General features: G+C 59.7%; 10 protein-coding genes and 1 pseudogene. 1 reads left to right on the top strand and 10 read right to left on the bottom strand.

Annotated elements, in window-relative coordinates:
• Positions 1-35: 35 nt before the first annotated feature.
• The 9 genes from mutS to HMPREF9538_RS10030 form a co-directional block, all read right to left on the bottom strand.
• The gene (gene mutS / locus HMPREF9538_RS09995; RefSeq protein WP_004151059.1) at positions 36-2,597 is read right to left on the bottom strand and encodes a DNA mismatch repair protein MutS; all 2,562 of its coding nucleotides are present in this window, start codon (positions 2,595-2,597) and stop codon (positions 36-38) included.
• Positions 2,598-2,865: 268 nt separating this feature from the next.
• Complete coding sequence (locus HMPREF9538_RS10000; protein WP_008806210.1) at positions 2,866-3,213, bottom strand: DUF1493 family protein; 348 nt, start codon at positions 3,211-3,213, stop codon at positions 2,866-2,868.
• Positions 3,198-3,647, bottom strand: coding sequence for an STM2901 family protein (locus HMPREF9538_RS30200; protein ID WP_004188736.1), 450 nt, complete (start codon positions 3,645-3,647; stop codon positions 3,198-3,200). The genes HMPREF9538_RS10000 and HMPREF9538_RS30200 overlap by 16 nt, the downstream gene beginning before the upstream one ends.
• Before the next feature lie 11 nt (positions 3,648-3,658).
• The gene (locus HMPREF9538_RS10005) at positions 3,659-4,141 is read right to left on the bottom strand and encodes an Hcp family type VI secretion system effector (RefSeq protein WP_002915094.1); all 483 of its coding nucleotides are present in this window, start codon (positions 4,139-4,141) and stop codon (positions 3,659-3,661) included.
• A gap of 278 nt (positions 4,142-4,419) precedes the next feature.
• Positions 4,420-5,199: a heme ABC transporter ATP-binding protein gene (locus tag HMPREF9538_RS10010; protein WP_004149516.1), complete on the bottom strand. Its 780-nt coding sequence runs from the start codon at positions 5,197-5,199 to the stop codon at positions 4,420-4,422.
• Entirely contained in the window at positions 5,192-6,187 is a 996-nt protein-coding gene (locus HMPREF9538_RS10015; RefSeq protein ID WP_009485526.1) for a FecCD family ABC transporter permease, read from the bottom strand. Before HMPREF9538_RS10015 ends, HMPREF9538_RS10010 begins: the two co-directional genes overlap by 8 nt.
• Positions 6,187-7,005, bottom strand: a complete 819-nt coding sequence (locus HMPREF9538_RS10020; RefSeq protein WP_004181072.1) for a heme/hemin ABC transporter substrate-binding protein — start codon at positions 7,003-7,005, stop codon at positions 6,187-6,189. The genes HMPREF9538_RS10015 and HMPREF9538_RS10020 overlap by 1 nt, the downstream gene beginning before the upstream one ends.
• The gene (locus HMPREF9538_RS10025) at positions 7,002-8,033 is read right to left on the bottom strand and encodes a hemin-degrading factor (protein WP_004890170.1); all 1,032 of its coding nucleotides are present in this window, start codon (positions 8,031-8,033) and stop codon (positions 7,002-7,004) included. The genes HMPREF9538_RS10020 and HMPREF9538_RS10025 overlap by 4 nt, the downstream gene beginning before the upstream one ends.
• Before the next feature lie 71 nt (positions 8,034-8,104).
• Entirely contained in the window at positions 8,105-10,468 is a 2,364-nt protein-coding gene (locus tag HMPREF9538_RS10030; RefSeq protein WP_009485525.1) for a TonB-dependent receptor domain-containing protein, read from the bottom strand.
• Between the two features lie 215 nt (positions 10,469-10,683).
• Here HMPREF9538_RS10030 and HMPREF9538_RS10035 point away from each other — a divergent pair, with 215 nt between their 5' ends.
• Positions 10,684-10,977, top strand: a complete 294-nt coding sequence (locus HMPREF9538_RS10035) for a SelT/SelW/SelH family protein (protein ID WP_002915045.1) — start codon at positions 10,684-10,686, stop codon at positions 10,975-10,977.
• Positions 10,978-11,016: 39 nt separating this feature from the next.
• On the opposite strand, the pseudogene HMPREF9538_RS10040 reads toward HMPREF9538_RS10035, so the two are convergent.
• A pseudogene (locus HMPREF9538_RS10040) lies at positions 11,017-11,267 on the bottom strand (acetolactate synthase); the annotation flags it as partial.

The following is an 11,267-nucleotide window of genomic DNA, read 5'->3' as shown; positions in this document are numbered from 1 at the left end:
TTCACAGCGCTGCCGTTTTTCACCTTAATGGGTGGCTAGACCAGGCTTTTCAGACGGTAGATCCACTCCAGCGCCTGACGCGGGGTCAGGGAGTCCGGATCAAGATTCTCCAGCGCCTCAACCGCAGGCGAGGTCTCTTCCGGGGCGGCGAGTAGCGACATCTGCGTGCCGTCGACCTGGGTCGCCGCCGCGTTGGGCGAGATACTCTCCAGCTCGCGCAGTTTCTGCCGCGCGCGCTTGATCACCTCTTTCGGCACCCCCGCCAGCGCGGCGACCGCCAGGCCATAGCTCTTGCTGGCCGCGCCGTCCTGCACGCTGTGCATAAAGGCGATGGTATCGCCGTGCTCCAGCGCGTCGAGGTGGACGTTGGCGACGCCTTCCATTTTCTCCGGCAGCTGGGTGAGCTCGAAGTAGTGGGTGGCGAACAGCGTCAGCGCCTTGATTTTGTTGGCCAGATTTTCCGCACAGGCCCACGCCAGCGATAGCCCGTCGTAGGTGGACGTGCCGCGGCCAATCTCATCCATCAGCACCAGGCTATGCTCGGTGGCATTGTGCAGGATATTGGCGGTTTCAGTCATCTCTACCATAAAGGTCGAGCGGCCGCTGGCCAGGTCATCCGCCGCGCCGACGCGGGTGAAGATGCGATCGATGGGCCCGATCTCCACCTTCTGCGCCGGGACGTAGCTGCCGATATAGGCCAGTAGCGCAATCAGCGCGGTCTGGCGCATATAGGTACTTTTACCGCCCATGTTCGGCCCGGTAATGATCAGCATCCGCCGCTGCGGCGCCAGCTGCAGCGGGTTAGCGATAAACGGCTCTTTCAGCACCTGCTCGACCACCGGATGGCGGCCTTCGCTGATGCGAATGCCTGGCTTATCGCTAAAGGTCGGGCAGCAGTAGTTCAGAGTTTCCGCGCGTTCCGCCAGGTTGACCAGCACGTCCAGCTCGGCCAGCGCGCTGGCGCTGGTTTGCAGATCGGCGAGATGCGGCAGCAGCAGGTCGAACAGTTCGTCATAAAGCTGTTTTTCCAGCGCCAGCGCTTTGCCCTTGGAGGTCAGCACCTTATCTTCGTATTCCTTCAGCTCAGGAATAATGTAGCGTTCGGCGTTTTTCAGCGTCTGGCGGCGCACGTAGTGGATCGGCGCGAGGTGGCTCTGGCCGCGGCTGATCTGGATGTAGTAGCCGTGGACGGCGTTGTAGCCGACTTTCAGGGTATCGAGGCCCAGCCGCTCGCGCTCGCGGATCTCCAGCTTATCGAGATAATCGGTGGCGCCATCGGCCAGCGCCCGCCACTCGTCCAGCTCTTCGCTATAGCCAGGGGCGATGACCCCGCCGTCGCGGACCAACACCGGCGGGGCGTCGATCACCGCGCGCTCCAGCAGTTCGCGCAGTTCGGTGAACTCGCCCATTTTCTCGCGCAATTTTTGCACCGGCTGACTGTCAACGTCGGCCAGCAGCTCACGCAGCAGAGGCAGTTGCTGCAGGGCATGACGCATGCGGGCAAGATCGCGCGGCCGGGCGGTACGCAGCGCCAGACGCGCCAGAATACGCTCCAGATCGCCGACCTGGCGCAGCACCGGCTGCAGCTCGGTATAGCGCTCCTGCAGCGCGCCGATGGTCTGCTGGCGCTCCACCAGCACGGCGGTATCGCGGACCGGCATATGCAGCCAGCGCTTGAGCATCCGGCTACCCATCGGCGTCACCGTACAGTCGAGTACCGAGGCCAGGGTGTTGTCGGTGCCGCCGGCCAGATTCTGGGTGATCTCGAGGTTACGGCGGGTGGCGGCATCCATAATGATGCTGTCCTGCTGGCGTTCCATGGTGATGGAGCGGATGTGCGGCAGCGAGGTACGCTGGGTGTCTTTGACATACTGCAGCAGGCAGCCGGCGGCGCACAGGCCGCGCGGGGCGTTTTCGACGCCGAAGCCGACCAGATCGCGGGTGCCGAACTGCAGGTTTAGCTGCTGGCGTGCGGTGTCGATTTCAAATTCCCACAGCGGGCGACGGCGCAGACCGCGGCGGCCCTCGATCAGCGACGATTCGGCAAAATCTTCCGCATACAGCAGTTCCGCCGGGTTGGTGCGCTGCAGCTCTGCCGCCATGGTTTCGCGGTCGGCCGGTTCGCTCAGACGAAAGCGCCCGGAGCTGATATCCAGCGTCGCGTAGCCGAAGCCTTTGCTGTCCTGCCAGATGGCGGCCAGCAGGTTGTCCTGGCGCTCCTGCAGCAGCGCTTCATCGCTAATGGTGCCCGGGGTGACGATACGCACCACTTTACGCTCGACCGGCCCCTTGGTGGTGGCCGGGTCGCCAATCTGCTCGCAAATGGCCACCGACTCGCCCTGATTGACCAGTTTGGCGAGGTAGTTCTCTACGGCGTGGTGGGGGATGCCGGCCATGGGTATCGGTTCGCCCGCGGAGGCGCCGCGCTTGGTCAGCGAGATATCGAGCAGCTGCGAGGCGCGTTTCGCATCGTCATAAAATAGCTCGTAAAAATCCCCCATCCGGTAAAACAGTAGAATGTCAGGATGTTGCGCCTTCAGCTTGAGATACTGCTGCATCATCGGCGTGTGGGCGTCGAGATTGTCAATTGTGCTCATGGGGTGTTATCCAGATCCCTGATTTGAAATGGCTGCGATTTTGTAGTTGTCGTCGTTATCACATGGATGAGACATAATAACGGAGATGGGCAGGTGAGGGAAACCGACGAAAGCACGCGGCGCGATCCGGATTCCAGTTGCAGAGGGGGCGGGGTACCGTCACAGTAATTGAACCGCCGCCACGCGATCGTCTTCATACATTACGTTCGCCGTCGATGTTGTTCTGCCTTCTGGCCGTAGACCTCGTTACGACAACGGCTTGTGGTTGCTAGTCGTAAAGCCATTTACCTGCTTTTGCTGATTCGGCAAACATTTTGATAGTTAAAGGTTTACGCGTTTTTTCTACATCTTCTCGTTTTACTTTAAACCACCGAGTTAGCATTGGAGTATTCTCCCAAGGGAAATAACACGACCATTTAACACTGGAAAGATCAACATTAAATTTTTGTTCAAATTTATTTAAAGCGTCATGCAGATCGTCGCCGGGAGCATCAAATAAGTCATAATCAAGTTCCAATGGGATTTCTTTCCAATTTTTATCTAAACGGGTTGAGATCTCATCTTTAAACAAGTCTAAAACCTGATCTTGAATGCTTTTCATTAAAAGGATGTCCATTGTATACGGTCTTTGGGGCGAGCTATTAGGTTGTATTTTTCCTGAGTTTTTCTTGAAACTTGATAAATTGAGTTTACAAGTCCTATCCAACCTAACCACGGAACATAACGGGCGATAACAGCAGCAAGACTATTCGTTTTTCTCATTCTTACACCAACGGGTGTAGGAACCCTAATACCAAATGGAGTTTTTGCATTTCTCAGAAGCATCCTTCCATATTTAGAAACAACACTTGTTCCTTTTATTGCCTCTCCTGGCTTTGTTCTGGTTTTTAGCCAAGGTTGCCCGGCGAGGATAGCGGCACCAGATTCAATACCAATGCCAAGTTCGTCACAAAATTGTTCAAGAAAAATGACATCAAAAAGTTCACCAGCCGAAAGATTGGATTGTCCGTGATAGAAATAGGTTCCATTTAGTTCTTCTGTCGTATCCATTTGCTCATCTATTATGCTGTTTGTCTTTCATTCCAGGCATCGGTGAAAATTATATTTCCGTCACAATGTTTCCAGGTGATCTTCTCATATCTAAGTTCGACAGATTCAAGATGGTTGTTGTTCTTGTCTTCTGGGGAAGCCATTGTAGGAGATATTGATACGATTCGGACGCCTTCAAGTAGCATATTGAAGTATTCCACTTCTTGACCAGCATCGCTGATTTTATACCATTTGATTTCAGCAGATTTCAGGTTCTGACCAGTAGCTACTGCTTTGTAGAGGTATGGACTGGAATAGTCGAATTCTTTAACGATGATCATTGGTGAGTGCTGACGAGTGCCGGTAGGCTTGCCAGTGGCATTATCAGTGGGAATGGAGAGATTGTGATGAAACCCTTTAAATTCGATGCTGAACTCCCTGTCTGCAACATCACAACCACCTTTGATTAGTGCCCCACCGTCGTCGTATATCCACATATTACCTGGAATAGCCATGCTTCTTCTTCCCTCTATTATCATTAGTAAGAAAACAGTGTATCGAGTTGATTAAGCGCAGTAAATAATCAATGTGTCGTTTTTGGATTAATACGGGAAATATCTTCTCTGTAATGATGGTTTATATTTAAAAATAGCTGTCGTAAATATTTCATTGGGTTATTACGCCATTGGTATAGATTTTAAATATAAATGACCCTCAATAATATAATGCAGGCAATTATTGCCAGAAAGCGTAAGCGCGGCGCGATCCGGATTCCAGTTGCGCCGCGCGGGGATTATGGCGCCAGATAAACCTGGGGGACCGCGTTGTCCGGGTGCTGGACGAGGCGGACATCCGCCCCGTACCAGCGATGGATAACCGGCTGCTGGATCACCTCCTGCGGCGTGCCCTGGGCGACCAGATGTCCCTGGTGGAGCAGCAGGATGCGGTCGGCCCACAGGGCGGCGAGGTTAAGGTCATGCAGCACCACGCAGACGTGCAGTTGCCCGCCGGCGGTGAGCCGTTTGAGCAAACGCAGCAGGTGCTGCTGATAGTAAAGGTCCAGCGCCGAGGTGGGCTCATCGAGAAACAGCCAGCCCTGCGGCGCGCCGTCGCGCCATAGCTGCGCCAGACAGCGGGCCAGCTGTACCCGCTGCTGCTCGCCGCCGGAGAGGCCGGGATAGCGGCGACCGGCAAGGCCATCGCAGCCGGTGACGGCCATCACCGCCGCCAGCACCGCCGGATCCGCCGTCGCGCCCCACGGTGAGCGTCCCATGGCAATGACCGTTTCCACCGTCCAGTCGGCCTGCAGGGCCGTTCGCTGCAGCATGACCGCCCGCCGGCGCGACAGCGCCTCGGGGGACCAGGCCTCCAGCGGCTTGCCTGCAAGATGGCGGGTGCCGCTGTCCGGAGTCAGATAGCCGGTCAACAGGCGCAGCAGAGTGGATTTCCCGGCGCCGTTCGGCCCGATAAGCGCCGTCATCTCGCCGCCGCGCAGCGCGACGGAGACGTTGTCGATAATCTGTCGTTTACCAAGGTGAAGTGACAGCCCCTGGGCGCAGTATTCATTAACCATGTCTGGAGTTCTCCCGACGAAAGACCAGCCACAGAAACCAGGGGGCGCCCAGCAGGCTGGTGAGCAGACCGACCGGTATCTCCGCCGGCGCCGCCACGGTGCGGGCCAGGGTGTCGGCCAGCAGAAGCAGGATCGCGCCGGCCAGCAGCGAGCCGGGGATCAGTCCGCGATGGTCCGGTCCCAGCCACAGGCGCATCAGGTGCGGCACCACCAGGCCGATAAAGCCGATGACTCCGCTGATGGCCACCGCGGCGGCCACCAGCACCGCGCTGCACAGCAGCAGCCAGCGCTGCAGCGCCTGCACGTTGACCCCGAGATAGTGCGCCTCTTCATCGCCAAGCTGCAGCAGATTGAGGCGGGACGCCATCCACCACACCGCCAGCGCAGCCGGGATAATCAAGGTCGCGGCCACCAGCAGCGTCGGCCATTCGGCCTGGCCCAGACTGCCCATTCCCCACAGCGACAGCTGGCGCAGCTGGGCGTCATTGCTCAGCCAGGACAGGACGCCGACCAGCGCGCCGCACAGCGCGTTGATGGCGATCCCCACCAGCAGCAGGCGCGACAGCGAACCCTCCTCCGCCCGACTGAGGATGAAAATCACCACCATCACCGCCAGGCTGCCAATAAACGCCGCCAGCATCGGCATATACAGAGCGATCAGCCCCGCAGCGGAGAACGGGAGCACCAGCCAGCTGGCCACCGCCAGCGCGGCGCCGCTGCTGATGCCCAGCAGGCCCGGGTCGGCAAGCGGGTTGCGAAACAGCCCCTGCATCACGCAGCCGGAGAGGACCAGCGCCGCGCCCACCAGCAGGGCCAGCAGCACCCGCGGCAGACGGATGGTCAGCCAGATATGGCGCAGCATGTCATCCCCGGAAGGCAGCAGGTTGACCAGCGGCAAGCGCATGGCGCCGAGGGTGGTGGCAAACAACGTCAGGGAGACCAGCAGCAGCGTCATCAGCAGCAAACGGCGAGCGAGGGCAGGGCGCATCAGGGCAACTGCTCCGCTTTGTTTCGCAGCGCGATTATCGCCTGCGGTGTGCGCGGCCCGAAGCCCAGCAGGGCCATATCGTCGATCGTCAGCAGCTGTTTATGACGCCCCGCCGGGGTCTGCGCCAGGCCGGGCAGTTTCCACAGCCCGGCTTCGCCGCCCATCCCTTTGAGACCATCGGCGGAGATCACCACCAGATCCGCCTGGCTGGCGGCGACCCCTTCCTGCGACATGGCGCGATAGTGGTCGAAGCCCTGCATCGCGTTCTGCAATCCGGCGGCGCGAATGGCGCCATCGGCCGCGGTATGCTGTCCGGCCACCAGGGTATTCATTCCGCCGTGGCTGAGAATAAACAGCACCCGCTTAGCAACCGGCTGCGTTGGAATGGCGGCGATCTGCTGCTGAAGCTGCTGGCGCAGCGCGTCGCCTGCCGCCGTTTTGCCTAACGCTTCGGCAATGACGGCCACTTTGTTATCGATCGCGGACAGACTTTCGCCGCCCGGCACGTTCACCACCTTCACCCCGCTCGCCTGCACTTTGTGTAAGACCAGCGAGGGCTGCGCCTGGGCGCTCGCTAACACCAGCTGCGGGCGTAACGCGAGGATCCCCTCGGCGTTCAGCTGTCGCAGGTAGCCGACGTCCGGCAACTTTTGCGCCGCCGGGGGCCAGCTGCTGGTGCTGTCCCGCGCCACCAGGCTCTCCTCCGCGTGAAGGGCATAAACGATCTCAGTGACATCTCCGCCGAGTGTGACGAGCCGCTCAACGGCGGCGTGACTCAGCAGCGGGAAAGCGATCAAGAGCAGTAACCAGCGCATCATGCGGGCTGCCCTTCACGGGTCAGGCGGTCTACCTGCTGGCGCCATTGCGTCTGCTCGGGGTGCCCCTCGCTGCGCTGGCCGTAGAGCTGGGCAATCTGGGTGCCGTCTTTAGCGAACAGTTCGACGCTGGTGACGTGTCCGTCCGAAGTCGGCTTGCGGGTCACCCACACTTCATCGAGGCTCTCTTCGCGCAGATGCAGGGTAAAAGTAGTATTGAAGATATTCAGCCAGCCGCGCATGGGGGCCAGCTTCTCCAGGGCGCCGGTAAAGATCTGCACGCAGCCGCGATTGCCGACGAAAATCATGATTTCATTGCCCTCCTGGCGCACCGTCTCCAGCAGCGACGGCAGCGCATGGCGATCCACGCGGCAGGCGAGGTCGTCGCTCACCAGACGGAAGGCCTGCTGGCGGGAAAGCTGATATTTACGCAGCAGACCAAAGAACTGGTGAACGTCGGTCATCGCGCGCCAGTCGTTCTCCAGGGCGGCGCCGTCGGCGGTATCGGCATATTTCACCGGCTCCAGCGGGCGCAGGGTCAGCGGTGCCGGCGCCGCCACCCGATATTCCGCGATCAGGGTCTCCCAGGCCGCCATGTCGGTCTGCGTGGTCGCATAGACTTTCAGCAGGGCGTCGCCGTGGTGGTCGAAAAACTGGATGCTCTGACGGCCATTATCGTTCAGATGGAAGGCGCTGGCCCACTGGCTGAGGAACAGACGCAGGTCGAGCGCGCGCGGGTTCAGCACCAGCCCGGCGTGGCCGCTGAGGTGCTGGTGCGTGAACTGGCCCACCTGCTCATGCACGGCATACTCGTTGCGGCAGATGCATTTGGTTTCGCCGACGCGCTCCAGGGCGGCAATCAGCGCCCGGGCGTCATCGCTCAGGCGCACGGCATCATGGCCGAGGCGGGCGGCGGTCAGCTCGGCTTCGCTGATCCCCATTTCCGCGGCGATATCGCGGGCATATTTCGCGGTACTGGCCGCTTTGGTGGCCTGGTAGCGCTGCCACAGGTCAGGGTGTGCATTTGGCATAATCATATCCTTCTCGACGATGAATATCCCCGGCCGGCGGGCCGGGGGCAGGTGCGTTATTATTCGGGCAATCAGAAGTCGACGTTGACGCCCAGCTGCCAGGTGCGGCCCGGCATCACCGCCAGCGCTTTATCGTTGGCGTCCTGGTTGGTGCCGGTCTCGATATTGCGGCTGCTCAGGTAATCCCAGTATTTACGATCGGTGAGGTTGTAGACCCCGCCATTGAGGCGCACGTTTTTCGCCACCTGCCAGTACGCGGTCCAGTCCAGCATGCCGTAGCCCGGCACGCGCATATAGTCGCTGCTGGCATCGGTGATGGCGGATCCGCTGTTGCTGTAGCTTTCGCGGTTGGTGGCGGTCGCCTGTTTCCCTTTGACAAAGGTCGCCGTCAGGGCGGTGCCGTAGCGTTTCGCCGGATCGTCCCACGCCACGCCGACGATGGCTTTCATCGGCGCCACGCTGTCGAGGTCGACGTATTTATCGCCGCTGTAGCTGGATTTCGATTTCCCTTCGCTATAGCCGAGGGCGAGGGTGGCGCTCAGGCCGTCCACCTGCTCAAACCAGGTGCCAAAGTTAAATTTAGTGCTAATCTCACCGCCGTAGATATAGGCTTTATCGCGGTTTTCCGCCTGATAAATGGTGTAGATGTTCGACGGCACATTCGTGAACTGGCCCGGATTGTTGGCGCGGGTATAGCGGGTATAGGCGATAAAGTTCTTATAGCTGTTGTAGAACAGCGCCGTGCGCAGGGTGATGCCTTCGGTAACTTCCCCTTTCAGCCCCCACTCGAGATTATCGCTGGTTTCCGTCTTCAGATCGGTATTGCCGATCAGGGCATACTGCTGGCTGCCGGCGTAGCTGGAGCCGAGGTTCCAGGAGCCATACAGCTGGCTGGCGTTGGGGAACTGCGCCCCGCGCTGGTACTGCAGGTAGGTCATCAGGCGCGGGGTGAGGTCGTACTGGAAGGTCAACGACGGCAGAACCTGGGTATCGCTGTTTTTGCCGTACAGATTCGCCACCGACGATTCGCTCAGTACGCTGCTGTTGGCGGCAAGGTCGGACAGATTTTCCGGCTTAGTCGATTGATGCACCACGCGCACGCCGGGAATAATGGCGAAGTTGTGGCTATCAAGGTCGAAGTTGATCTTATCCTGGACAAAGCCGCCGAGGGTGTAGCTGCGGCTGTCTGCCTCCGGCTGCATGATCTCGCTGTAAACGCTGGGGATCGGCGACTGGCTGAACGGCCGCTGGGTTTTGCTGGTGCTGGCGTTGAAACCGGCGCTTAGATCGTGGCGGCCCAGGGTTTTCGCCAGCGCAGTCTGCAGGCCCCAGGTGTCGGTATCGTAGTTAGAGTTCACCGTCTGCATTCTGCGGGTGACGCTGTCCGGCATATAAGTCCAGTCATGGGCTTCGGTATGCTGGTAGTAGATTTTTGTGGAGACGCTGTCGAGGTAGTCGTTCATCGGCGTCCAGTCATCCTTCAGGCTCAGGCCCCAGCGCCGGGTCTGGCTGGTCTGGTTGGCGGTGCCGATGGTGCTGTTGCCGCTGGAGTCCCAGGTATCGTAGTGGGTGTGGTTGGTTTTATGGTAATAGTCGAAGGTGCTGGTCAGCTTGTGCTCATCGTTAGGCTGCCAGATCCCGGAGGCCAGAAAAGCATCGGAGTGCCAGTTCGCCGGGTAGGCGTCGACGGTGCCGCTGTTGTTTTCGGTTTCCTGGCCGTCACGGCGGCTATAGACCAAAATCCCGCGCAGGAACTCATCGCCGCCGGCGACGGTCACCCCGTTGTGCCAGCTGCGATCCGCAGAGTCGTAACCGCTGCGGTAGCCGAAGGCGCTGGTCTTGCCCGGGCGCAGGTAATCATCCGCCGATTTCGGGCGGAAGGAGACATTCCCCCCGATAGCGCTGTTGGCCGTTTCCGTCGAGGTGGCGCCGGACTGGATATCCACGCTGCCGTACATATACGGGTCGATATAATCGCGGCCGATACCGAAGGTGTTGAGCCCGGCGCGGCCGACGTAGCCGCGGCCGGTGGCGTTGGGTTGCGCGATACCGTCTACGTCGATGCCGACGCGGTTGCTCTCCATACCGCGAATGTTGTAGCCGGTGTAACCTCCGCGGTCGAAGCCGCTTTTGCCGTTGCCGGAGCCGCCGCTGGCCCCGGTGGCGCTGATGAGCGGCTCATAGCGCATGATTGAGCCGAAATCGTTAGCGCCTTTATTCTCCAGCTCCCGGGCGCTGATGCTGTGTTCGCTACCGGCTTTCTGCACCGGCGCGGGGGCGGTGACGGTCATTTGTTCCGAGGTGTCATCCACCGCCTCGCCGCTAACGGCGGAAGTGTCTGCTGCGATGGCAGAAGTCTGATAAATTGCTGCAAACAAAGAGGTCACCAGCAGGCGTTTTTTACACCATGCTGCTGACGGAGTCGATTTGTACATAGTCGCCACGCCTTGATCGTTATTAGTATCGGCTCACGCGTTACTTCCAGAGATGCAGGTTGCTCCGTCTTTTCCGTTGCGGATGGGGTCTTACTCCATTTGTTGATTGCGAATGGTAATGATAGGTATTATCGTTTGCAACAAAATAATCATGTGTTCTTCATTTAAACTGCACTTTGTTTACAATTTGCCCTTTCAGACTTAGCGAGACGACGATGAACTCAAAAGCGGCCATCACCATCACCTACTGTTCCCAGTGCAACTGGATGCTGCGCGCCAGCTGGATGGCGCAGGAGCTGTTACATACCTTCAGCACCGACATCGCCTCGGTGACACTGGTGCCGGGGACCGGTGGGATCTTCACGATCGATGTCGACGGTCAGCAGATCTGGGAGCGCAAGCAGGATGGCGGTTTTCCGGATGCGGCCGAGCTGAAACGCCGGGTGCGCGATGTCTGCTTCCCGGAGAAGCCGCTGGGCCATGTGGATAAAGGTGACCAGAAGGGGTGACAACCCCCTCCGGACGACAAGCGCCCGGAGGAGAAGCCGTTAGCGGGCTAACTGCACGTCAACCAGCACGCTTTGTCGGCGGGGGCGGATGAGGGATACCGCTTCTTCCAGCACGCCGGGGAGATCTTCGGCCCGGGAAACCGACAGGGCCGCCGCGCGGCTGGAGGCGGCGATCGCGGCGAAATCCGGCGAGGTGGTAAAGGCGGTGGCTGGAATGGTTTCCGCGCGGGCCGCGTAGCCGTCCGGGTAGAGCGCTTTGGTGCCGCCCGCGACGGCGCCCCCCCCCCCCC

Origin of the sequence: Klebsiella sp. MS 92-3, assembly GCF_000195655.1 — a bacterium.
Classification (GTDB): domain Bacteria; phylum Pseudomonadota; class Gammaproteobacteria; order Enterobacterales; family Enterobacteriaceae; genus Klebsiella; species Klebsiella pneumoniae.
Note: the sequence above shows the minus strand (reverse complement) of the source record. Positions and strands in the feature narration are given on the sequence as shown.

Coding starts and splice junctions, on each gene's coding strand:
- mutS (WP_004151059.1), bottom strand. CDS start 2,597: ATGAGCACAATTGACAATCTCGACGCCCACACGCCGATGATGCAGCAG.
- HMPREF9538_RS10000 (WP_008806210.1), bottom strand. CDS start 3,213: ATGGACATCCTTTTAATGAAAAGCATTCAAGATCAGGTTTTAGACTTG.
- HMPREF9538_RS30200 (WP_004188736.1), bottom strand. CDS start 3,647: ATGGATACGACAGAAGAACTAAATGGAACCTATTTCTATCACGGACAA.
- HMPREF9538_RS10005 (WP_002915094.1), bottom strand. CDS start 4,141: ATGGCTATTCCAGGTAATATGTGGATATACGACGACGGTGGGGCACTA.
- HMPREF9538_RS10010 (WP_004149516.1), bottom strand. CDS start 5,199: ATGGTTAATGAATACTGCGCCCAGGGGCTGTCACTTCACCTTGGTAAA.
- HMPREF9538_RS10015 (WP_009485526.1), bottom strand. CDS start 6,187: ATGCGCCCTGCCCTCGCTCGCCGTTTGCTGCTGATGACGCTGCTGCTG.
- HMPREF9538_RS10020 (WP_004181072.1), bottom strand. CDS start 7,005: ATGATGCGCTGGTTACTGCTCTTGATCGCTTTCCCGCTGCTGAGTCAC.
- HMPREF9538_RS10025 (WP_004890170.1), bottom strand. CDS start 8,033: ATGCCAAATGCACACCCTGACCTGTGGCAGCGCTACCAGGCCACCAAA.
- HMPREF9538_RS10030 (WP_009485525.1), bottom strand. CDS start 10,468: ATGTACAAATCGACTCCGTCAGCAGCATGGTGTAAAAAACGCCTGCTG.
- HMPREF9538_RS10035 (WP_002915045.1), top strand. CDS start 10,684: ATGAACTCAAAAGCGGCCATCACCATCACCTACTGTTCCCAGTGCAAC.